General features: G+C 57.2%; 21 protein-coding genes and 1 pseudogene. 8 read left to right on the forward strand and 14 right to left on the reverse strand.

Annotated elements, in window-relative coordinates; genetic code table 11:
* Positions 1-73: 73 nt before the first annotated feature.
* Together clpS and clpA are read left to right on the forward strand one after the other, a co-directional pair.
* Positions 74-436 (forward strand): ATP-dependent Clp protease adapter ClpS, encoded by a 363-nt coding sequence (clpS, locus tag TU86_RS16040; RefSeq protein WP_047274327.1) that lies wholly within the window; start codon positions 74-76, stop codon positions 434-436.
* A gap of 29 nt (positions 437-465) precedes the next feature.
* A complete protein-coding gene (gene clpA, locus TU86_RS16045) occupies positions 466-2,736 on the forward strand; it encodes an ATP-dependent Clp protease ATP-binding subunit ClpA (protein WP_048365307.1) in 2,271 nt (756 codons plus the stop codon).
* A 170-nt stretch (positions 2,737-2,906) separates the two neighbouring features.
* On the opposite strand, the gene infA is transcribed toward clpA, so the two are convergent.
* The 3 genes from infA to aat all read right to left on the reverse strand — a co-directional run bounded on the left by infA (position 2,907) and on the right by aat (position 4,669).
* Positions 2,907-3,125 (reverse strand): translation initiation factor IF-1, encoded by a 219-nt coding sequence (gene infA / locus TU86_RS16050; protein WP_002553999.1) that lies wholly within the window; start codon positions 3,123-3,125, stop codon positions 2,907-2,909.
* 101 nt (positions 3,126-3,226) lie between these two features.
* On the reverse strand, positions 3,227-3,934 hold the full coding sequence (locus tag TU86_RS16055; RefSeq protein ID WP_048365308.1) for an arginyltransferase: 708 nt from the start codon (positions 3,932-3,934) through the stop codon (positions 3,227-3,229).
* Positions 3,935-3,988: 54 nt separating this feature from the next.
* Positions 3,989-4,669 (reverse strand): leucyl/phenylalanyl-tRNA--protein transferase, encoded by a 681-nt coding sequence (aat, locus tag TU86_RS16060; protein ID WP_048365309.1) that lies wholly within the window; start codon positions 4,667-4,669, stop codon positions 3,989-3,991.
* Positions 4,670-5,093: 424 nt separating this feature from the next.
* Here aat and TU86_RS16065 point away from each other — a divergent pair, with 424 nt between their 5' ends.
* The 6 genes from TU86_RS16065 to cysG are packed head-to-tail and all read left to right on the forward strand — an operon-like array spanning position 5,094 to position 12,621.
* On the forward strand, positions 5,094-7,496 hold the full coding sequence (locus TU86_RS16065; protein ID WP_082149308.1) for a DNA translocase FtsK: 2,403 nt from the start codon (positions 5,094-5,096) through the stop codon (positions 7,494-7,496).
* Between the two features lie 52 nt (positions 7,497-7,548).
* Complete coding sequence (gene lolA / locus TU86_RS16070; protein ID WP_048365311.1) at positions 7,549-8,172, forward strand: outer membrane lipoprotein periplasmic chaperone LolA; 624 nt, start codon at positions 7,549-7,551, stop codon at positions 8,170-8,172.
* A gap of 60 nt (positions 8,173-8,232) precedes the next feature.
* The gene (locus TU86_RS16075) at positions 8,233-9,558 is read left to right on the forward strand and encodes a replication-associated recombination protein A (protein ID WP_048365312.1); all 1,326 of its coding nucleotides are present in this window, start codon (positions 8,233-8,235) and stop codon (positions 9,556-9,558) included.
* Complete coding sequence (crcB, locus tag TU86_RS16080) at positions 9,555-9,929, forward strand: fluoride efflux transporter CrcB (protein WP_048365313.1); 375 nt, start codon at positions 9,555-9,557, stop codon at positions 9,927-9,929. Before TU86_RS16075 ends, crcB begins: the two co-directional genes overlap by 4 nt.
* Positions 9,930-9,945: 16 nt before the next feature.
* The gene (gene serS / locus TU86_RS16085; protein ID WP_048365314.1) at positions 9,946-11,226 is read left to right on the forward strand and encodes a serine--tRNA ligase; all 1,281 of its coding nucleotides are present in this window, start codon (positions 9,946-9,948) and stop codon (positions 11,224-11,226) included.
* A complete protein-coding gene (cysG, locus tag TU86_RS16090) occupies positions 11,227-12,621 on the forward strand; it encodes a siroheme synthase CysG (RefSeq protein WP_048365315.1) in 1,395 nt (464 codons plus the stop codon).
* A gap of 95 nt (positions 12,622-12,716) precedes the next feature.
* On the opposite strand, the gene TU86_RS16095 is transcribed toward cysG, so the two are convergent.
* The 11 genes and pseudogenes from TU86_RS16095 to TU86_RS16135 all read right to left on the reverse strand — a co-directional run bounded on the left by TU86_RS16095 (position 12,717) and on the right by TU86_RS16135 (position 20,898).
* On the reverse strand, positions 12,717-13,904 hold the full coding sequence (locus TU86_RS16095; protein WP_048365316.1) for an osmoprotectant NAGGN system M42 family peptidase: 1,188 nt from the start codon (positions 13,902-13,904) through the stop codon (positions 12,717-12,719).
* A 75-nt stretch (positions 13,905-13,979) separates the two neighbouring features.
* A complete protein-coding gene (gene ngg / locus TU86_RS16100) occupies positions 13,980-15,725 on the reverse strand; it encodes an N-acetylglutaminylglutamine synthetase (protein ID WP_048365317.1) in 1,746 nt (581 codons plus the stop codon).
* Positions 15,726-15,728: 3 nt separating this feature from the next.
* Positions 15,729-17,501 carry an N-acetylglutaminylglutamine amidotransferase gene (locus TU86_RS16105; protein WP_048365318.1) on the reverse strand — a complete coding sequence of 591 codons (1,773 nt, stop codon included), beginning with the start codon at positions 17,499-17,501 and terminating at the stop codon, positions 15,729-15,731.
* A gap of 38 nt (positions 17,502-17,539) precedes the next feature.
* Positions 17,540-18,667 (reverse strand): tyrosine-type recombinase/integrase, encoded by a 1,128-nt coding sequence (locus tag TU86_RS16110; RefSeq protein WP_239658801.1) that lies wholly within the window; start codon positions 18,665-18,667, stop codon positions 17,540-17,542.
* Positions 18,562-18,906 (reverse strand): helix-turn-helix domain-containing protein, encoded by a 345-nt coding sequence (locus tag TU86_RS23325; protein ID WP_239658795.1) that lies wholly within the window; start codon positions 18,904-18,906, stop codon positions 18,562-18,564. The genes TU86_RS16110 and TU86_RS23325 overlap by 106 nt, the downstream gene beginning before the upstream one ends.
* 152 nt (positions 18,907-19,058) lie before the next feature.
* Positions 19,059-19,208, reverse strand: a complete 150-nt coding sequence (locus TU86_RS22925; protein ID WP_157395913.1) for a hypothetical protein — start codon at positions 19,206-19,208, stop codon at positions 19,059-19,061.
* A 27-nt stretch (positions 19,209-19,235) separates the two neighbouring features.
* Positions 19,236-19,451, reverse strand: coding sequence for a hypothetical protein (locus TU86_RS16115; RefSeq protein WP_048365320.1), 216 nt, complete (start codon positions 19,449-19,451; stop codon positions 19,236-19,238).
* An 18-nt stretch (positions 19,452-19,469) separates the two neighbouring features.
* Positions 19,470-19,748, reverse strand: a complete 279-nt coding sequence (locus TU86_RS16120; RefSeq protein WP_239658796.1) for a hypothetical protein — start codon at positions 19,746-19,748, stop codon at positions 19,470-19,472.
* A gap of 225 nt (positions 19,749-19,973) precedes the next feature.
* Positions 19,974-20,126: pseudogene (locus TU86_RS16125) on the reverse strand (nucleoid-associated protein YejK); the annotation flags it as partial.
* Between the two features lie 94 nt (positions 20,127-20,220).
* Entirely contained in the window at positions 20,221-20,469 is a 249-nt protein-coding gene (locus TU86_RS16130; RefSeq protein WP_048365322.1) for a hypothetical protein, read from the reverse strand.
* A gap of 81 nt (positions 20,470-20,550) precedes the next feature.
* A complete protein-coding gene (locus TU86_RS16135) occupies positions 20,551-20,898 on the reverse strand; it encodes a hypothetical protein (protein ID WP_048365323.1) in 348 nt (115 codons plus the stop codon).
* Positions 20,899-21,048: the final 150 nt, after the last annotated feature.

Below are 21,048 nucleotides of genomic sequence, written 5' to 3' on the forward strand. Positions count from 1 at the left end.
CGCGGCGGCGCTGTTGAAAATTGACACGCTTGCCTCCATCTCTGTAATTGCTCAACGACGAACCTTTCTTTCCATGCATGCAATCAGCCAGATTCGACTAACATTCAATCAGGATCGACCCGATTTTGATGACGACGACTCCGCTGGCTTGGCTGTGCAAGAAGCTAAGCCTGCTCTTCAGGCGCCGCCGATGTACAAGGTGGTTTTGTTCAACGATGACTACACACCCATGGATTTCGTTGTCGAAGTGCTTGAGGTGTTTTTTAACTTGAATCGCGAATTGGCGACCAAGGTCATGCTGGCCGTTCATACAGAAGGACGGGCAGTGTGCGGCATCTTTACCCGCGACATCGCCGAGACCAAGGCCATGCAGGTAAACCAGTACGCACGCGAAAGCCAGCATCCGCTACTCTGTGAAATCGAGAAGGACGGTTAACGCCGACCACTTGGGTATGAGGTGAAGCCATGTTAAACCGCGAGCTCGAAGTCACCCTCAATCTTGCCTTCAAGGAAGCCCGCTCCAAGCGTCATGAATTCATGACGGTTGAGCACCTCCTTCTTGCGCTTTTAGATAATGAGGCGGCCGCAACCGTTCTACGCGCCTGCGGCGCAAACCTCGACAAACTCAAGCATGACCTGCAAGAGTTTATTGATTCCACCACCCCCTTGATCCCCGTTCACGATGAAGATCGCGAAACCCAGCCTACGCTCGGGTTCCAGCGTGTTCTGCAACGCGCCGTGTTCCATGTGCAGAGTTCGGGTAAGCGTGAGGTAACCGGCGCTAACGTGCTGGTCGCGATTTTCAGTGAGCAAGAGAGCCAGGCGGTATTCCTGCTCAAGCAGCAGAGTGTTGCGCGCATTGATGTCGTCAACTTCATCGCTCACGGTATTTCCAAAGTGCCTGGCCATGGCGATCACTCTGAAGGTGAGCAAGACATGCAGGATGAAGAAGGTGGTGAGCCGTCTTCTTCCAGCAATCCGCTGGATGCCTACGCCAGCAACTTGAATGAACTGGCCCGTCAGGGTCGGATCGATCCGCTGGTTGGGCGCGAGATGGAAGTTGAGCGCGTGGCTCAAATCCTGGCGCGCCGCCGTAAAAACAACCCGTTGCTGGTGGGTGAGGCTGGGGTGGGTAAAACTGCGATTGCCGAAGGCCTGGCCAAGCGTATCGTCGACAATCAGGTACCTGACCTGCTGGCTAACAGCATCGTTTACTCCCTTGATCTCGGCGCATTGCTGGCGGGTACCAAGTACCGTGGCGATTTCGAAAAACGTTTCAAAGCGTTGCTCGGTGAGCTGAAAAAGCGCCCGCAGGCGATTCTGTTTATCGACGAAATCCACACCATTATTGGTGCTGGCGCGGCGTCAGGTGGCGTGATGGACGCTTCCAACCTGCTCAAGCCTCTGCTGTCTTCGGGGGATATTCGCTGCATTGGCTCGACGACGTTCCAGGAATTTCGCGGCATTTTCGAGAAGGATCGTGCATTGGCGCGGCGCTTCCAGAAAGTCGATGTGTCCGAGCCGTCGGTGGAAGACACCATCGGTATCCTGCGCGGCCTGAAAGGGCGTTTCGAGCAGCATCACAATATCGAATACAGCGATGAGTCACTGCGTGCAGCGGCCGAGCTGGCGTCGCGTTATATCAATGACCGGCACATGCCGGACAAGGCCATTGATGTGATTGACGAAGCGGGTGCTTATCAGCGTCTGCAGCCGGTCGAGAAGCGCGTCAAGCGCATTGAGGTCGAGCAGGTCGAAGATATCGTGGCAAAAATTGCCCGTATTCCGCCAAAGCATGTGTCCAGTTCTGACAAGGAGCTGCTGCGTAACCTTGAGCGTGACCTGAAGCTGACGGTATTTGGTCAGGACGCAGCGATTGATTCGCTGTCGACGGCAATCAAATTGTCGCGTGCTGGCCTGAAGTCGCCAGACAAGCCCGTAGGTTCGTTCCTGTTCGCAGGGCCAACCGGTGTCGGTAAAACTGAAGCGGCTCGTCAGTTGGCCAAGGCATTGGGTGTTGAGCTGGTACGTTTCGATATGTCCGAGTACATGGAGCGTCACACCGTCTCTCGCCTGATCGGTGCACCTCCTGGCTACGTAGGCTTCGATCAGGGTGGCTTGTTGACCGAAGCCATCACCAAGCAGCCACACTGCGTGCTGCTGCTTGATGAGATCGAGAAGGCGCATCCTGAAGTCTTTAACTTGCTGTTGCAGGTTATGGATCACGGCACGCTGACCGACAACAACGGGCGTAAAGCTGACTTCCGCAACGTGATCGTCATCATGACCACCAACGCGGGCGCCGAAACAGCGTCGAGGGCGTCGATCGGCTTTGCCTTCCAGGATCACTCGTCCGATGCGATGGAGGCGATCAAGAAGAGCTTCACGCCGGAGTTCCGTAACCGTCTGGACACCATTATCCAATTTGGTCGCCTCAGCCATGAGGTGATCAAGCATGTGGTGGACAAGTTCCTCACCGAGTTGCAAGCGCAGCTGGAAGACAAGCATGTGCAGCTTGAGGTGACGGATGCTGCGCGTGGTTGGCTGGCAGCCGGTGGATATGACGTGTTGATGGGCGCGCGCCCGATGGCACGTCTGATTCAGGACAAGATCAAGCGTCCGTTGGCGGAAGAAATTCTCTTCGGTGAGCTGGCCGATCATGGCGGTGTGGTGCACATCGACCTGAAAGACGGTGAGTTGACCTTTGAGTTTGAGACGTCAGTCGAAATGGCTTGATGTGATGTAGCTTTAAAAAAGCGCCGAAAGGCGCTTTTTTTATGGTGTTCGGCATAGCCTTTTAGGTGTTTGGCGAATCCGCAAAGGCTCGCAGCCTGCGAATAGGGGGCGCGACAAATCGCAGGCAAACAAAAACGCCCGGCATAACCGGGCGTTTTGTATTGACTAGATTAACGGGCGCGGTAAGTGATGCGCCCTTTGCTCAAGTCATAGGGCGTCAGCTCGACGCGCACTTTGTCACCGGTAAGAATACGAATGTAGTTCTTGCGCATCTTGCCGGAGATATGCGCGGTTACGACGTGCCCATTTTCCAACTCCACGCGAAACATGGTGTTGGGCAGGGTGTCGACGACAGTGCCTTCCATTTCGAAGCTGTCTTCTTTCGACATGCAGTAAAGCCCTCGGTGTCCAGTGAATGGCCCGGTGCAACTGCGCCAGGCAAAAGCGGCGTGCATTGTGCCCGAAAAATGGGGTTCAAGCCAAGGGGGGGTTAGTAAAGAGTGCTCCATCTTTGATTAATCAGCAGATCAATGGGCCTGTATTCGGTCTTGTAATTCATTTTTTTGCAGTTTTTGATCCAGTAACCCAGGTACACGGCCTCCAGTCCCAAGCGCCGGGCTTCGTCTATTTGCCACAGGATGGCGTAGCGGCCCAGGCTGCGGCGCTCTTCAGCGGGTTCGTAAAAGGTATAGACCGCTGACAAACCATTGGGCAGCACGTCAGTCACCGCCACTGCCAGCAACCGTCCGTCCAGTCGAAACTCATAAAACCTGGAAAACGGCAGGTCGCGCACCAAAAAGGTCGAAAACTGATCGCGGCTCGGCGGATACATGTCGCCATCGGCATGACGCTGTTCGATGTAGCGTTGATACAGGTCGAAATGCTCTTCGCTGAACCCCGGCTTGGCCACGTGCACATGTAAGTCGGCATTGCGCTTGAAAATGCGTTTTTGCTGACGATTGGGGGTGAACAGGGCAACGGGTATGCGCGCAGGGGTGCACGCGTCGCATTTGAGGCAGTGCGGACGATACAGGTGGTCGCCACTGCGCCTGAAGCCCATTTCGGACAAGTCGGCATACACCTGCACGTCCATTGGCTGGCTAGGGTCGAGGAACAGCGTGGTGGCTTGTTCGTCGGGCAGGTAGCTGCAAGCGTGAGGTTGAGTGGCATAAAACTTTAAGCGCGCCAGCTCGGTCATGATCGGCCCTCGGGAAAACATTGAATTAAGTGTAAGCCAGCTCGTAAAACTCGCCTACAAAACCCACTGTGCGGTTGTAGGCTGGTCGAGGTGTTTATGCAGGAAGTCGGCGAATTGTTCGCGAGGTATCGAGCGAGCGCCCAAGCTTTGAAGGTGCTCGGTAGGCATCTGGCAATCAATCAGGACAAAGCCCCATGCCTGAAGCTGTCTGACCAGAGTGGCAAAGCCGACCTTTGATGCGTTGTCAGCGCGGCTGAACATGGATTCGCCAAAAAATAGTTGGCCCATTGCCAGGCCATACAGGCCGCCGACCAGTTCGTTGTTGTCCCACACTTCAACCGAATGGGCGTGCCCGCGGGCGTGAAGCTCAATGTAAGCCTGCTGCATGTCGTCCGTGATCCAGGTCCCGTCTGCATACGGGCGCGGCGCGGCGCAAGCGCTGATGACGGCGCAGAAATCGCGATCAAGCGTTACCTGGTAGCGCTGCTGGCGCAACAGCTTGCCCAGACTGCGCGATACGTGCAGCTCCTCGGGAAACAATACGGTGCGCGGGTCTGGCGACCACCAGAGGATGGGCTGGCCTTCGCTAAACCATGGGAAGCAGCCGTGGCGATAGGCCTGGATCAACCGGTCGGCCGACAGGTCGCCGCCTGCCGCCAGCAAGCCATTGGGTTCGCGCATGGCTTTGCTCAGGGGTGGAAACGTTAACGTGTCGCGTTTTAACCAGGTCAGCATGGCAATCAGTCTTACAGAAGGAGGGGAGGGGGGTTGCAACTCTCTCGCACACGTGCGGTCTCAGTCGATCTGCCGGTGAAATGCAAGCTCTGTTTTGAGGGTGGTATAAGTCTTTGTCACAAAAGGTAATGCATGCTCAAATTGGCGCTTGGCAGCCTTGTACATGACAATTTCTGTTACGTCCTGTGCCAGCATGGCATCAGCGGCCTAAACCCGTACAATGGCCCGCCTGTTTGAGCTGTTCTAAGCTGCACAGTGTTCAATGTTTTTCATGGCGGGCTGGTCATGAAAAAGACGTAATAGTACAAGGCTGTGTGCAAGGCTAGTCCAGTTTCATGTCTGAACTTGTCACCTGCTCTCTGTGAGCAGTATTTTGCAGTCAATCAATAGTAGGGCGCGCCACAGGCGCAGGAAAACACGCGTTTTGAAGAAATCCACAGCAGCACCTAAAGATGTTCCTCTCTGGCGTCAGCAATTGCACTACCGGCTCAAGGAAGGTGCATTGATCGCTATTGGCGCCTTATGCCTGTTTCTGATGATGGCCTTGCTCACGTATGGCAAGGACGATCCCGGCTGGAGTCACAACAGCCGCGTGGTCGATGTGCAGAACTTCGGCGGGCCCGCTGGCTCGTACAGCGCTGACATCCTGTTCATGGTGCTCGGTTACTTTGCGTATATTTTCCCGTTGCTGCTGGCGGTCAAGGCGTATCAGATTTTTCGCGAACGGCACCAGCCCTGGCAGTGGAGCGGCTGGTTGTTTTCGTGGCGTTTGATTGGCCTGGTTTTTCTGGTGCTCTCGGGGGCCGCGCTGGCGCATATTCATTTCCACTCGGCTGCGGGCTTGCCAGCGGGTGCAGGTGGGGCATTGGGCGAAAGCCTGGGCGATCTTGCCAGAAACGCGCTGAACGTGCAGGGCAGCACATTGCTGCTGATTGCTTTGTTCCTGTTTGGCCTGACGGTATTTACCGACCTGTCATGGTTCAAGGTGATGGATGTCACCGGCAAAATCACCCTTGATCTGTTTGAACTGATCCAGGGGGCCGCCAATCGCTGGTGGTCGGACCGTGCCGAACGTAAACAGATGGTCGCACAACTGCGTGAGGTCGATACCCGCGTGAGCGAAGTGGTGGCGCCCAGCGTGTCCGACAAGCGCGAACAGGCCAAGGCCAAAGAGCGTTTGATCGAGCGCGAACAGGCGCTAAGCAAGCACATGTCTGAGCGCGAGAAGCACGTGCCGGCCGTGATTGCCCCTGCACCGGCCAAAGCGCCGGAGCCTAGCAAGCGCGTACAGAAAGAAAAACAGGCGCCGTTGTTTGTCGACAGCGCGGTCGAGGGCACGTTGCCACCGATCTCGATCCTCGACCCGGCCGAAAAGAAACAACTCAACTATTCCCCCGAGTCGCTCGCAGCGGTGGGGCACTTGCTTGAGATCAAGCTTAAAGAATTCGGGGTTGAGGTGGCCGTGGATTCGATCCATCCCGGCCCTGTAATCACCCGCTATGAGATCCAGCCGGCTGCCGGGGTCAAGGTCAGCCGCATCGCCAACCTGGCCAAAGACCTTGCCCGATCACTGGCGGTGACCAGTGTGCGTGTGGTTGAAGTCATTCCCGGTAAAACCACGGTCGGTATCGAGATTCCCAACGAGGACCGCCAAATCGTGCGGTTCAGTGAAGTGCTCTCGACCCCTGAGTTTGACAATGCCAAGTCACCTGTCACGTTGGCGCTGGGGCATGACATCGGTGGCAAACCGGTGATTACCGATCTGGCAAAAATGCCTCACTTGCTGGTAGCCGGTACGACCGGTTCCGGTAAGTCGGTGGGTGTGAACGCCATGATCCTGTCGATCTTGTTCAAGTCTGGCCCAGAAGACGCCAAGCTGATCATGATCGACCCCAAAATGCTTGAGCTGTCGATCTACGAAGGCATTCCGCATTTGCTGTGCCCGGTCGTGACCGACATGAAAGATGCAGCCAACGCCCTGCGTTGGAGCGTGGCGGAGATGGAGCGCCGCTACAAGTTGATGGCCAAGATGGGCGTGCGAAACCTCGCGGGCTTCAATCAGAAGATCAAAGACGCCGAAGCGGCAGGCGAGCCGTTGACCGACCCGCTGTACAAGCGCGAAAGCATTCACGACGAAGCACCGCTGCTCACCAAGTTGCCGACCATCGTGGTGGTGGTCGACGAATTTGCCGACATGATGATGATCGTCGGCAAAAAGGTTGAAGAGCTGATCGCGCGTATCGCGCAGAAGGCCCGTGCGGCGGGCATCCACTTGATTCTCGCGACCCAGCGTCCTTCGGTGGATGTGATCACGGGCCTGATCAAAGCCAACATCCCGACGCGCATGGCGTTTCAGGTGTCGAGCAAGATCGACTCACGCACCATCATCGATCAAGGCGGCGCCGAGCAATTGCTGGGCCACGGTGACATGCTCTACATGCCGCCCGGCACCAGCCTGCCGATTCGTGTGCATGGCGCCTTTGTATCCGATGAAGAAGTGCACCGCGTGGTAGAAGCCTGGAAACTGCGCGGCAGCCCGGATTACAACGATGACATCCTTAACGGTGTTGAAGAGGCCGGCAGCGGTTTCGAAGGCGGCAGCGGTGAGGGGGGAGACGATGCAGAAACCGATGCGCTGTACGACGAAGCGGTGCAGTTTGTGCTGGAAAGCCGTCGCGCGTCGATCTCTGCGGTGCAACGCAAATTGAAAATCGGCTACAACCGGGCTGCTCGCATGATTGAATCCATGGAGATGGCCGGGGTCGTAACCTCAATGAACACCAATGGCTCGCGCGAAGTACTGGCGCCGGCTCCCATACGCGATTGATCGGCTCGCGGCGTGTCCGCGAACTGGGCTTACCTAATCAAAGAGGATTTTCATGCGTTTTGTCAGCATGCTGTTGCTACCGGTATTGGCTTTGTCTTCGCTTGCGGCCCATGCCGGCCCTGCGGATGTAAAGCGCTTGGGTCAACTGCTGGGTCAGTCCAATACCATCACTGCGCGCTTCTCTCAATTGACGCTGGATGGCAGCGGAACCCAATTGCAAGAAACGGCAGGCGAAATGTCGGTCAAGCGTCCGGGCCTGTTTTACTGGCACACCGATGCGCCGAATGAACAAACCATGATTTCCGATGGCCAGAAGGTCACTCTCTGGGACCCTGATCTGGAACAGGCGACGATCAAAAAGCTGGATCAGCGGCTGACCCAGACCCCGGCATTGCTGCTGTCGGGCGATGTATCGAAAATTGAACAGAGTTATGACGTCACCTCCAAAGAGCAGGGCGAAGTGATGGATTTCATCCTTAAGCCCAAGACCAAAGACACCCTGTTCGATTCGCTGCGCTTGTCTTTTCGCAATGGCAAGATCAACGAAATGCAGTTGATCGACAGCGTGGGCCAGCGCACCAACATCCTGTTTAACGGGGTAAAGGTGAATGAGGATATCCCTGCGAGCAAATTCAAGTTCGACGTGCCTAAAGGCGCTGATGTTATCCAGGAATAACCCCGGCTCCCATACAGATACAGCTCATCGTCAGACCCCAGTGAGGTTGTTCAAGTAGTGATGGACCTGTTTCGAAGTGCGCCGATTGCTCAGCCGCTGGCCGCCCGTTTGCGGGCCGCCAACCTGGATGAGTACGTCGGCCAGCAACACCTGCTGGCGCGGGGAAAGCCCCTGCGTGAAGCATTGGAGCAGGGTGCGCTGCACTCAATGATCTTCTGGGGCCCGCCGGGCGTGGGTAAAACCACCTTGGCGCGGTTACTGGCAGAAGTTTCGGATGCGCATTTTGAAACCGTTTCTGCCGTGCTGGCGGGCGTGAAAGAAATCCGCCAGGCGGTCGAAATTGCCAAGCAGCAGGCGGGGCAATATGGTCGTCGCACCATCCTGTTTGTTGACGAAGTGCATCGCTTTAACAAGTCGCAGCAGGATGCATTCTTGCCTTACGTCGAAGATGGCACGTTGATCTTCATTGGCGCGACCACTGAAAATCCCTCCTTTGAGTTGAACAACGCCCTGTTGTCTCGGGCGCGGGTCTACGTGCTCAAGAGCCTCGATGAAGCCGCCTTGCTCAAACTGGTACAGCGCGCGCTGACTGAAGAAAAAGGCTTGGGCAAGCGTGGCTTGACCCTCAGCGATGAGGGTTTTCATATTTTGCTGCGCGCAGCCGACGGCGACGGCCGGCGCTTGCTCAACCTGCTGGAAAACGCCGCCGATCTTGCCGAAGACAACAGCGAAATCGGTACTGACCTGTTGCAAAGCCTGCTGGGTGATACGCAGCGACGTTTCGACAAGGGCGGCGAAGCCTTCTATGACCAGATTTCGGCATTGCACAAATCGGTACGCGGCTCCAACCCTGACGGCGCCCTGTACTGGTTTGCACGCATGATCGATGGCGGTTGCGACCCGCTGTATATCGCACGACGCGTGGTGCGCATGGCCAGCGAAGACATCGGTAACGCAGACCCGCGTGCCCTGAGCCTGTGCTTGTCTGCCTGGGACGTGCAAGAGCGTCTGGGCAGCCCGGAAGGGGAGTTGGCTGTTGCACAGGCCATCACTTATCTGGCCTGCGCGCCCAAAAGCAATGCAGTGTACATGGCCTTCAAAGCTGCTTTGCGCAGTGCCTCTGAATATGGCTCGCTTGAAGTGCCGCTGCATTTACGCAACGCACCGACCAAGCTGATGAAGCAACTTGGCTACGGCGATGAGTACCGTTACGCCCATGACGAGCCGGATGCCTACGCCGCAGGCGAAGACTACTTCCCGGATGAGTTGCAGCCTTTGGCGCTGTATCAGCCGGTGCCGCGTGGCCTGGAGCTTAAAATCGGCGAGAAGCTTAAACACCTGGCGGCCCTGGATCGCATCAGCCCTGTACAGCGGAGAAAACCGTGATTCCTTTGATTGCAGCCGTGGCTGTCGGCGGTGTCGCGGGCACCTTGATACGCTTTGCTAGCGGTAACTGGATCAACGCCAATTGGCCGCGGCACTTCTATACGGCGACGTTGGCCGTTAATATCGTGGGCTGCCTGCTGATTGGCATCCTTTACGGACTTTTTTTGATCCGCCCGGAAGTACCGATTGAAGTCCGTGCCGGACTGATGGTGGGGTTCCTGGGTGGCTTGACCACTTTTTCATCCTTTTCACTGGATACGGTGCGCCTGCTCGAAAGCGGGCAAGTGCTACTGGCACTGGGCTATGCGGCCCTCAGCGTATTCGGCGGGCTGCTCGCAACCTGGGCTGGCCTGTCCCTGACCAAACTTTGATAAACGAGAAACCGACATGCTCGATTCCAAACTGTTACGTAGCAACCTTCAGGACGTAGCGGATCGCCTGGCATCCCGAGGCTTCACGCTGGACGTGGCGCGCATCGACGCGCTCGAAGCCCAGCGCAAAGAAGTCCAGACCCTGACCGAGAAGCTCCAGGCCGAGCGTAATGCAATCTCCAAGAGCATTGGTCAAGCCAAGGCGCGCGGTGAAGACATCGCGCCATTGATGGCCAGTGTTGAACATATGGGCACTGAGCTGAACAACGGGAAAGTGGCTCTGGACGTGATCCAGACCGAACTGGACTCGATCCTGTTGAGCCTGCCGAACCTGCCGGACGCCTCGGTACCGGTCGGCGCCGACGAAGACGGTAACGTCGAGATTCGTCGTTGGGGCACGCCCAAAACGTTTGATTTCGAGATCAAGGACCACGTTGCGCTCGGTGAGCAATACGGCTGGCTGGATTTCGAAACCGCTGCCAAATTGTCCGGTGCCCGCTTTGCCTTGCTGCGCGGCCCGATTGCCCGTATGCATCGCGCGTTGGCGCAATTCATGATCAACCTGCATACCGGCGAACACGGCTACGAAGAGGCTTACACGCCTTATCTGGTTCAGGCGCCTGCGCTGCAAGGCACTGGCCAGTTGCCCAAGTTCGAAGAAGAACTGTTCAAAATCAGCCGCGAAGGCGAAGCGGACTTCTACCTGATCCCTACGGCTGAAGTCACGCTGACCAACATCGTCGCCGGCGAAATCGTCGAGCACAAAGCGTTGCCGATCAAATTCGTCGCGCACACGCCGTGCTTTCGCAGTGAAGCGGGCGCGTCGGGTCGTGACACGCGCGGCATGATTCGCCAGCACCAGTTCGACAAGGTTGAAATGGTCCAGATCGTTGAGCCATCGACCTCGATGGACGCACTGGAAGGCTTGGTGGCTAACGCCGAGAAAGTGTTGCAATTGCTTGAGCTGCCGTACCGCACGCTGGCGCTGTGCACCGGGGACATGGGTTTCAGTGCAATCAAAACCTATGATCTGGAAGTGTGGATTCCGAGCCAGGACAAGTACCGCGAGATTTCGTCGTGCTCCAACTGCGGTGATTTCCAGGCGCGGCGCATGCAAGCACGCTTCCGCAACCCGGAAACCGGCAAGCCGGAGCTGGTGCATACGCTTAACGGTTCGGGGCTGGCAGTAGGGCGTACGTTGGTCGCTGTGCTGGAAAACTACCAGCAGGCGGACGGTTCGATCCGTGTACCGGACGTGCTCAAGCCTTACATGGGCGGCATTGAGGTCATCGGCTAAATGGAGTTTCTGCCGCTGTTTCATAACCTGCGTGGCAGCCGTGTACTGGTGGTCGGCGGCGGGGAAATTGCCTTGCGCAAATCCCGCCTGTTGGCGGATGCCGGTGCGGTGTTGCGGGTGGTTGCACCCGCCATTGAGCCGCAGTTGTGTGAGTTGATTAGCAGCAGCGGTGGTGAGCGTGTTTTGCGCGGCTATGTGGAGGCAGACCTGCAAGGGTGTGTGCTGATCATTGCTGCCACGGACGACGAGCCACTGAATGCGCAAGTCTCCGCCGATGCCCATCGGCGCTGCGTGCCGGTCAATGTGGTGGATGCACCGGCCTTGTGCAGCGTGATCTTCCCGGCCATCGTCGACCGTTCACCGCTGGTGATCGCGGTCTCCAGTGGCGGCGATGCACCCGTGCTGGCGAGGTTGATTCGCGCCAAGCTGGAAACCTGGATCCCTTCGACCTACGGTCAGTTGGCGGGCCTTGCGGCGCGCTTTCGAGCTCAGGTCAAAGGCCTTTTTCCAGAGGTGCAACAGCGCCGTGCATTTTGGGAAGAGGTGTTTCAAGGCCCGATTGCCGACCGCCAGTTGGCGGGTCAGGGCGCCGAAGCAGAGCGCCTGTTGCTGGCCAAGATCAACGGTGAAGCGAGCAAGGCCACCGGCGAGGTCTATCTCGTGGGCGCCGGGCCGGGTGATCCGGATCTGTTGACCTTTCGTGCCTTGCGTTTAATGCAGCAAGCGGATGTGGTGCTGTACGACCGCTTGGTAGCGCCCGCGATTCTTGAACTGTGCCGGCGTGATGCTGAACGCATTTATGTGGGCAAGCGTCGTGCCGATCATGCCGTTCCGCAAGACCAGATCAACCAGCAACTGGTTGATCTGGCCAAGCAAGGCAAGCGGGTGGTGCGGCTCAAAGGCGGCGACCCGTTTATTTTTGGTCGCGGCGGTGAAGAAATCGAAGAGCTGGCGGCGCATGGGATCCCCTTCCAGGTTGTGCCAGGCATCACGGCGGCCAGTGGGTGTGCGGCGTATGCAGGCATTCCCTTGACCCACCGTGATTACGCGCAATCCGTGCGTTTTGTCACCGGTCACTTGAAAGACGGCACCAGCAATCTGCCGTGGAGCGACTTGGTTGCTCCAGCGCAAACGCTGGTGTTCTACATGGGGCTGGTGGGTTTGCCGATCATCTGTGAACAGCTGATCCAGCACGGTCGTTCTGCTGATACGCCAGCGGCCTTGATTCAACAGGGCACGACCTCGAACCAGCGAGTGTTCACTGGCACGCTGGGCAACCTGGCGACCCTGGTGGCAGAGCACGAAGTGCATGCCCCGACACTGGTGATCGTAGGCGAAGTGGTCCTGCTGCGTGAGAAGCTCGCGTGGTTTGAAGGCGCCCAAGCACAGGTTTAAACCTGCCCTGTAGGCGCTGGCACCGACTGCGATCTTTTGATCTTGTCACTTCAAAAGACCGCAGCCTGCGCCACCTGCTCCGCGGGAGCGGGGTTTCAGTCGCGGTTATCGCCCACCAAGCTGTCCACTGACGGCACGCGTGTGTCGCTCTCCATTTGCGTGTCGTGCTCAAGCTGGTGACTGAATCGGTCCAGCGAACCCTGCGCGGGCTGTGCATCACTGGCAAACACGGGCGGACTCATCATGTATGCCCCGAGCAAACGGCTCAGTGCTGCCAGGCTGTCGATGTGCGTGCGTTCATAGCCGTGGGTCGCGTCGCAGCCAAACGCCAACAAGGCGCAACGAATGTCATGCCCTGCGGTGACCGCCGAGTGTGCATCGCTGAAGTAATAACGAAACATGTCCCGTCGCACAGGCAGTTCGTGTTCGGCCCCCAAACGCAACAAATGCCGCGACAAATGATAGTCGTACGGCCCGCCCGAATCTTGCATTGCCACACTGACGGCGTGTTCGCTGGAATGCTGGCCCGGTGCGACCGGCGCAATATCAATCCCGACAAATTCACTCACATCCCACGGCAATGCCGCTGCGGCGCCGCTGCCGGTTTCTTCGGTAATGGTAAACAGCGGGTGACAGTCGATTTGTGGCTGTGCGCCACTTTCCACAATCGCTTTCAATGCCGCCAACAACGCGGCAACACCGGCTTTGTCGTCCAGGTGGCGGGCGCTGATGTGCCCGCTCTCGGTAAATTCGGGCAGCGGATCGAAGGCGACAAAATCCCCCACGTTGATCCCCAACGAATCGCAGTCTGCACGCGTGGCGCAGTAGGCATCCAGACGCAGCTCGATATGATCCCAACTGATCGGCAGCTCATCCACTCCCGTATTAAACGCATGCCCCGAAGCCATCAACGGCAAGACGCTGCCGCGAATCACGCCATTATCGGTAAACAAACTGACGCGGCTGCCCTCTGCAAAGCGGCTGGACCAACAGCCTACCGGCGCCAACACCAGGCGCCCGTTGTCCTTGATCGCCCGAACGCTGGCGCCGATGGTGTCCAAATGCGCTGAAACCGCGCGATCAGGGCTGCTTTGCTGGCCTTTAAGGGTCGCACGCAACGTGCCACGGCGCGTCAGTTCGAAAGGGATGCCCAGTTCTTCAAGGCGTTCTGCCACATAGCGCACGATGGTGTCAGTGAAGCCGGTGGGACTGGGAATGGCGAGCATTTCCAGCAAGACCCGTTGCAGGTAATCGAGATCGGGTTGCGGCAGGTTGCGATTCATAAAAACTCCTGAGGCGAGGCCCGTCGCGAAAGGTGCCCACGCGACGTGCCTTGGGATGACGTTCAGCGAGTGCGCTTAAGGCGCTGGCTGACTGTGGGGAAAGAGCAAGTCGATGAAGCGCTCAGCGGTGGGTTGCGGTTCGTGGTTAGCCAGACCGGCCCGCTCGTTGGCTTCGATAAACACATACTCGGGTTGATCGGCAGCGGGCACCATCAGGTCCAGGCCGACCACTGGAATATCCAGCGCCCTGGCGGCGCGGATGGCCGCGTCGGCCAACACCGGGTGCAACACATCGGTTACGTCCTCCAGGCTGCCGCCCGTGTGCAGGTTGGCGGTTCGGCGCACGGCCAATGTGTGTCCCGCAGGCAGAATACTGGCGTACTCATACCCGGCGGCCTGTACGGTGCGCAGGGTTTCAGTGTCCATCGGGATGCGGCTTTCGCCATCGGTGGCGGCTTGACGTCGACGGCTTTGTGCTTCGATGAGTTGGTGGACGCTGTGATGGCCATCGCCGACCACGTGTGCAGGACGGCGGATGGCGGCGGCGACCACTTCAAAGCCGATCACGACAATGCGCAGGTCGTGGCCCTGATGAAAACTTTCGAGCAAGACCCGGCTGTCAAACGCCCGCGCAGCCTCAATGGCTTGTTGCACTTGATTTAGGGTGCTCAGGTCCACCGCCACACCGTCGCCCTGTTCACCATCCAGTGGCTTGACCACGATGCGCCTGTGTTGCTCCAAAAAGGCCAGGTTGTCATCCGCATTACCCGCCAATTGTTGGGCGGGCAGGTTCAGGCCCGCTTGGCTCAGCACCTTGTGCGTCAGGCTTTTGTCTTGGCACAAACTCATGCTGATGGCGCTGGTCAAGTCGCACAGAGACTCGCGACAGCGAATGCGCCGCCCGCCGTGAGAGAGGGTGAACAGTCCGGCGCTGGCGTCATCGATATGCACGTCGATACCGCGCTTGTAGGCTTCTTCGACGAGGATGCGCGCATACGGGTTCAGTCCCACTTCAGGACCCGGTCCAAGAAACAGCAATTGGTTAATGCCGTTTTTACGCTTGATGGCAAAGGTCGACAGCGTGCGAAACCCTAGCTTGTGATAGAGGCTTTTCGCCTGCTGGTTGTCGTGCAGCACCGACAAGTCGAGGTAGCTCAGGCCACGGCTCATGAAGTGTTCGACTAAATGGCGCACCAGCACTTCACCCACGCCTGGGCGTGTGCAATGCGGGTCAACCGCCAGGCACCATAAGCTGCTGCCGTTTTCCGGGTCATGGAAAGCGGTGTGGTGATTGAGGCCCATCACGCTGCCAATCACGGCGCCGCTGTCTTCATCTTCGGCGATCCAGTACACAGGCCCGCCTTGATGCCTGGGCGTGAGTAAAGTCGGGTCAACAGGCAGCATGTTACGTGCGGTGTACAGCGTATTGATGGCTACCCAATCGGCTTCGTTCTGCGCACGGCGAATGCGAAAACCGCGAAATACCCGTGTGGCGGGGCGGTAATCGGTAAACCACAAGCGCAGGGTGTCGGAGGGGTCCAGAAACAATTGCTGGGGTGCCTGGGCCAGTACCTGCTGCGGCGCGGCCACGTACAACGCGATGTCACGCTCGCCGGTGTGCTCATTGAGCAGTTCATTGGCCAGCGTGGCCGCATCGGGAAAGGTGTGCCCGATCAGCAAGCGCCCCCAGCCACAATGAATGGCCACAGGTTGAGCATCCAGCGGGCTGCCATCTTCGGCCAGGCGCGCTTGCAAGCGTTCATAAGAGGGGGCTTGGCCGCGTATTAAGCGCTGGCTATAGGCTGTGGCGAGAGGTTTCATCTGTCAGATTCCTTGTTCGCTTAACCACAGATTCAGCGCCGCCAATTGCCACAGTTTTGAACCATTGAGGGGCGTCAGTTGACTGTGCGGATTGGTCAGCAGGCGATCGAGCATGGCCGGTTGGAACACACCCCGGTCCTGGCTCGGGTCGAGCAACAGCTCGCGGACCCAGTTGAGCGTGTCCCCTTGCAAATGCTTGAGACCCGGCACCGGGAAGTAACCCTTCTTGCGATCAATCACCTCGCTGGGGATTACCAGGCGAGCGGCTTCCTTGAGCACTTGCTTGCCGCCGTCGGGCAGTTTGAAGCGCGCCGGAATACGCGCTGACAGTTCGGCGAGGCGATAGTCCAAAAACGGCGTGCGTGCTTCCAGGCCCCACGCCATCGTCATGTTGTCGACACGTTTTACCGGGTCATCCACCAGCATCACGGTGCTGTCCAGACGCAATGCTTTATCCACTCCGGCGTCCGCGCCCGGTTGTGCGAAATGTTCACGCACAAAGTCGCCCGCTGCATCGTTGGCGGTCAGCCACTGCGGCTGCACCGTGGCTTTGTAGTCGTCGTAGCTGCGATCAAAAAATGCCTCGCGATAAGCGCTATAGGCATCGCTGGCGCCATCAACCTGCGGGTACCAGTGATAACCGGCAAACAGTTCATCCGCGCCTTGGCCGCTTTGTACGACTTTGCAATGCTTGGCCACTTCACGCGAGAGCAAGTAAAAGGCAATGCAGTCATGGCTGACCATCGGCTCGCTCATGGCGCGGAAGGCAGCGGGCAGTTGCTCAATAATCTCGTGCTCGCCAATGCGCAGTTGGTGATGGCGGGTGCCGTAATGCTTGGCGATCAAATCCGAGTACTGGAATTCGTCGCCGCGCTCGCCGCCTGCGTCCTCAAAACCGATAGAAAAAGTCGACAGATCCTGCACGCCCACTTCGCGCAACAGCCCCACCAACAAGCTGGAGTCGACCCCGCCCGAGAGCAGCACGCCCACATCCACAGCGGCGCGCTGGCGAATGGCAACCGCCTCACGGGTGCTGTCCAGCACGCGGTCGCGCCAGTCTTCAAGGGTCAGGTTTACTTCGTCGGCCTGCGGGCCATAAGGCAGCGTCCACCAAGTCTTCTGTTGGGTATGGCCATCGGCGTCGACACGCAACCAGGTGGCCGGTGGCAGTTTTTCGATACCGGCGATCAGCGTGCGCGGGGCAGGTACCACGGCATGAAAGTTCAAATAATGGTTCAGAGCAACCGGATCGAGCATAGGGCTGATATCGCCCCCTTTGAGCAATGCCGGCAGCGTGGAAGCAAAGCGCAAGCGCTGGCCGGTACGCGACAGGTAGAGCGGCTTGACCCCTAAGCGGTCGCGGGCAATGAACAGGCGTTGGGTATCACGCTCCCAAATGGCAAAGGCAAACATGCCATTGAGTTTGGGTAATAACGCTTCGCCCCAGGCGTGATACCCCTTGAGCAGCACCTCGGTGTCGCCATCGGAATAAAAGGCATAGCCGAGGTTTTCGAGTTCTGCGCGCAATTCAGGAAAGTTATAGATTGCGCCATTAAATGCCAGGGACAACCCCAGCTGACTGTCGACCATCGGCTGCGCCGAACCGTCCGACAAATCCATGATTTTCAATCGGCGATGCCCCAAGGCAATCGGTCCCTGACTGTGAAAGCCCCAGGCATCAGGTCCACGGGGTGCCAGGTGGTGGGTAATGCGTTCGATGGCTGCCAGGTCGGCAGGTTGATGATCAAAACGTATCTCGCCAGCTAATCCACACATAAAGCTAAAGCCCTTGTAATCGTTGGGCCGTCGCACATTTACCGTGATTCAAGTACCAATTTCGTACCATTTTTCGGCAAATCCAGCTTCTCAAGCTCCGCAAAATCACTCGAAGAGCTGATCCACTTGGCATAGGTTGAAAGCAAAACCTGAACGCTGTGTCCAAGCTGCGCAGCGATGAACGCCGGGTTCATTCCTGACATCAGGCACATCGTCGCGTAGGTGTGCCTGGTGTCATACATCCGACGATATCGAATACCGCTTTTACGCAATGCTGCCAACCAATAGCGCTTGGCCCCTGTTTCGGAACGGATGTACAACTCTGATCTCTCACCCGATCCTTCCGGCGCGAAAACATAATCAGAGCGCGCCGCCGTAAGGAGTCTGGCTTTTTCGAGCGCCTGTAAAGCTCGATCGTTCAATAAAACTTCCCGTGACACCTTCGTTTTTGTCCTCTCTTTGATCTTGCCGTATATCCGAATACGGCACACCTTGGCGCGCCGAGAGCGTGTATCAACCTCACTCCAACGCAGAGCCATCGCTTCTCCTGGACGCATTCCTGTATAGAACGAGAACTCAAAAAAGCACGCGTAAATCGACTGCAAACCGCTCGTCACTTCGTACAGTTTTCCTATCAACTCGTCTGCCTCCTCGCGACTGAAAGGATCAATCTCGCGCTTGGTAACTCGTGTCGGCGGTATAGAGTTGGCCGGATTTCTCAGAATCAATTCATCGTTTACCGCTTGGGTTAACAGGCTAGTGACAAGTCGGATTGCTCCCTTCCTGCGAATCGGCGAAGTCCATGCAATGCCGTTGACGATTTTGCGCATCAGCACCGGCGTGATCTTGTCGAGAGGGTATTGGGCCAAATGCGGCACCCAATAGTTCTGCATGGTGCTTCGGTAGTTTTTCCGAGTGCTGTCTTCGATCTGGAGGCTGTTCAGCCAGTCCTGGGCATAGTCGAAAAATATCGGCATCTGTCCAGAGGAGTCGCTTCGGCTATTCGGGAATAGCTCCCTGTATTTTTCAGGCGTTAGCGCTTCCAGCTTGGCAAGTTGCATTACTTGAGAACGTAAAGCCTCGGCTGCTGCGATCCCCCTTGCGCTTTGCGGGAGAGTGAGCGTTTCACAGTGCCGCTTTTTGTTCCAAGAGAACCTGATCCTGATCGACTTCCCGACAAGCTCAACTCCAGTGGGCAGCTCCATTGGCTCTCTAGCCATTCGTCGTACCTCCATTTGCTGTACATGATTCGCCCGTCGATTTTCGACCAGACACCGGCGGGGATGATGTTGCGTTCACGTTTACGCTGAAGGGCTTTCGGTGTCGTGCCAAGTAGTTCAGCCATTCGTTTTTCTGTGACCTTGTCATGACCTGACTCATCGCTCAGTTTTTCAGCTGCTGCCATAATTACCTCCTGCCGCCCGCTGTAGGTCGCGCAGTCTTGATGATGTGAAAGATGAATTCGAAGGTGATAAGCGCCCACCGGTGGTGACTCTTAATCTCAGGCATGAAAAATCCTTGCCCGCCTGGGGCCGCAGGCTGATTGAGTTGTAGGGTTTAGCCTTGGCGCTTGAAGTCGGTGCACCGCACAATGACTGTGTTTGCATCGCGCTGAATGGGCAGCATGGTTTTGAAGGGAAGAGTGCTGCAATTGCGGCGGGCGTGCTGGCAGGCGCAGCACATGCCGCCTTTTGGGTGATGGGTCATGAAGCTACCTCTATAAATTACCTGCGGTTAGTTTCTGCGAACCACATAAATGACAATCGAATACCCGGCCACAATCCAAAGCGCGGTACCGGCGAATGCACCAACCAGGTGAGCGTCAGAGCCGTTTTCGGTTAGCGGAGGGATAGCCAGGCAGAACCATGCAACGCTGGCGATCAGGTAAAGCGTGATGACCAGCAGGAACAGGCAGAGCTGTTTGGTGCTGATGGTTTGACATGAGCGCATTGGAGTCTCCGGGTCGTGTCAGAGCTTGGCGGAAAACCATTCGGTCTCGTATTCGATCTGGGACACCAGCTCAGGTGTGATATGGGGCAGGTTGCGTTCAAAGTTCAGGTAGCCATATGGCTTCTCGATCCAGTCACCCGCTTCACGCATGAACCGATTTTTGAAGATCCGTAACAGATGGCCTGCTGCTTTTTCGAAATCATCTTCGCGGTAATTAGCCTCAGAGATGATGCCTATACATACCCGCCACACCGTGCGCTTTGGGGATTCCTCAACGGCTTTGATCTTTGCGTCCATCGCCTCTCGGGCGCAACGCAACTAGTCGACGGTGAGAGTGGCGACCCACTCGGGCGTGCTGACATGCAATGAGCAGCCGTGGTGACACTTAACTTCAGGCATGACTTCGTCCTTGCCGCTAAGGCGGCTGACTTTGAATTGAGGGAGGGGTTACTGCGAGGAATTGAGGCGGGTTGCTTTTAAAGCGTCTTCGCCTTGCTCAGTAATTTGCCACATTGCAGGACTACCGGTCTTGGCGTTGTAGGTGACATTCAGGTCGTTCAACAGGTTTTCAGTTGCTTGCGATTCGAGCAGCTCGGTGTGGCTCAGATGAAGTACAGCAGGGCTGCCGTCTGGCTTCTTGTCGATCTGGTGGATGATGCTGTGGCGGATAGGCATGGGTTTACCTCGGAATGGCGCCGCCCTCCGTGACCGGATGCAGCGAAGTTATTTAATGCTTGTGACGTGTCGGCGTGACAGTCATGGATGGCCGTTACGGTAGGCGGATCAGCTCAGCCAGTTGCTGGTCGCTCATGAGATCGGCGCCGCGAATGAAGCGAGAGATCAAATCTTGCTCTTCATCAATTCCGCTGCGTTCCATCACTCTTTTCAGCGCAGCGTCATCGTTGTGATAAAGGGCTGTGACAATCTTTCGTGACAGCAACAACGCTTCTTTTTCCTGTGCACTCAACTTGTCCCGCGAGCGTTGTTCGCGCTTGCGTTCGGTGGGAGTTTTGGCCATAGGCTGCTTCATCTAGTCCGCTGGGCGGCAGGTGATGTTGAATTTGGCGAAGGCGGCGGTGCGCTGAGGTGGTGGTGCGTTTCAAGCGTGGCTGCCGAAGAAGGCGAAAATGGTCAGCGTCACGCTGATGCGCAGTGCCCAATCGCGCAGGAAGCGGCCGAACTGTTTCACATCGAACTGATCTTTCTTGGCTTCCAGCTCGCGAGCATGGGCGGTCGCATTGTTGTGACCGAAGCGTTCGGTGATGATCCTGCCCGTGGCGCGCTCGATCACTTCGAAAGTGTTGCTGCCAGTTGGCTTGACGATGAAGCGAGGAGCCAGCGGCGGGGCAATGACGTTTGGCTTCTGGTAGAAATCAGCTGTGGCTTGGCGTGTGCGTTCGCGCAACCCATCGAGAATGGCGCGGCGCTGAGTGAAGGTTGGGTGCATGGTCGGTCCTCGACAGGGTTACGGGTATTCGTCAGCGCTCAAGCGTTGGACTGAGTACTCACGAATAACCGCAGGAATGAAAAAGCCCAGTCGAAACCGGGCTGTCTTGCGCTCTCAACAACGCCTCCGTATGTGAGAGCAAAGCCGGGG

The sequence above is a fragment of the Pseudomonas weihenstephanensis genome (assembly GCF_001043055.1).
Lineage (GTDB): Bacteria > Pseudomonadota > Gammaproteobacteria > Pseudomonadales > Pseudomonadaceae > Aquipseudomonas > Aquipseudomonas weihenstephanensis.

Bases quoted from the DNA above. Each gene is read 5' to 3' on its own strand.
- serS (WP_048365314.1), top strand. From the start codon at position 9,946: ATGCTCGATTCCAAACTGTTACGTAGCAACCTTCAGGACGTAGCGGAT.
- TU86_RS16135 (WP_048365323.1), bottom strand. From the start codon at position 20,898: ATGCACCCAACCTTCACTCAGCGCCGCGCCATTCTCGATGGGTTGCGC.
- ngg (WP_048365317.1), bottom strand. From the start codon at position 15,725: ATGAAACCTCTCGCCACAGCCTATAGCCAGCGCTTAATACGCGGCCAA.
- TU86_RS23325 (WP_239658795.1), bottom strand. From the start codon at position 18,906: ATGGCAGCAGCTGAAAAACTGAGCGATGAGTCAGGTCATGACAAGGTC.
- TU86_RS16130 (WP_048365322.1), bottom strand. From the start codon at position 20,469: ATGGCCAAAACTCCCACCGAACGCAAGCGCGAACAACGCTCGCGGGAC.
- TU86_RS16095 (WP_048365316.1), bottom strand. From the start codon at position 13,904: ATGAATCGCAACCTGCCGCAACCCGATCTCGATTACCTGCAACGGGTC.
- clpS (WP_047274327.1), top strand. From the start codon at position 74: ATGCATGCAATCAGCCAGATTCGACTAACATTCAATCAGGATCGACCC.
- clpA (WP_048365307.1), top strand. From the start codon at position 466: ATGTTAAACCGCGAGCTCGAAGTCACCCTCAATCTTGCCTTCAAGGAA.
- aat (WP_048365309.1), bottom strand. From the start codon at position 4,669: ATGCTGACCTGGTTAAAACGCGACACGTTAACGTTTCCACCCCTGAGC.
- lolA (WP_048365311.1), top strand. From the start codon at position 7,549: ATGCGTTTTGTCAGCATGCTGTTGCTACCGGTATTGGCTTTGTCTTCG.
- infA (WP_002553999.1), bottom strand. From the start codon at position 3,125: ATGTCGAAAGAAGACAGCTTCGAAATGGAAGGCACTGTCGTCGACACC.
- TU86_RS16105 (WP_048365318.1), bottom strand. From the start codon at position 17,501: ATGTGTGGATTAGCTGGCGAGATACGTTTTGATCATCAACCTGCCGAC.
- TU86_RS16120 (WP_239658796.1), bottom strand. From the start codon at position 19,748: ATGGACGCAAAGATCAAAGCCGTTGAGGAATCCCCAAAGCGCACGGTG.
- TU86_RS22925 (WP_157395913.1), bottom strand. From the start codon at position 19,208: ATGACCCATCACCCAAAAGGCGGCATGTGCTGCGCCTGCCAGCACGCC.
- cysG (WP_048365315.1), top strand. From the start codon at position 11,227: ATGGAGTTTCTGCCGCTGTTTCATAACCTGCGTGGCAGCCGTGTACTG.
- TU86_RS16055 (WP_048365308.1), bottom strand. From the start codon at position 3,934: ATGACCGAGCTGGCGCGCTTAAAGTTTTATGCCACTCAACCTCACGCT.
- TU86_RS16075 (WP_048365312.1), top strand. From the start codon at position 8,233: ATGGACCTGTTTCGAAGTGCGCCGATTGCTCAGCCGCTGGCCGCCCGT.
- TU86_RS16115 (WP_048365320.1), bottom strand. From the start codon at position 19,451: ATGCGCTCATGTCAAACCATCAGCACCAAACAGCTCTGCCTGTTCCTG.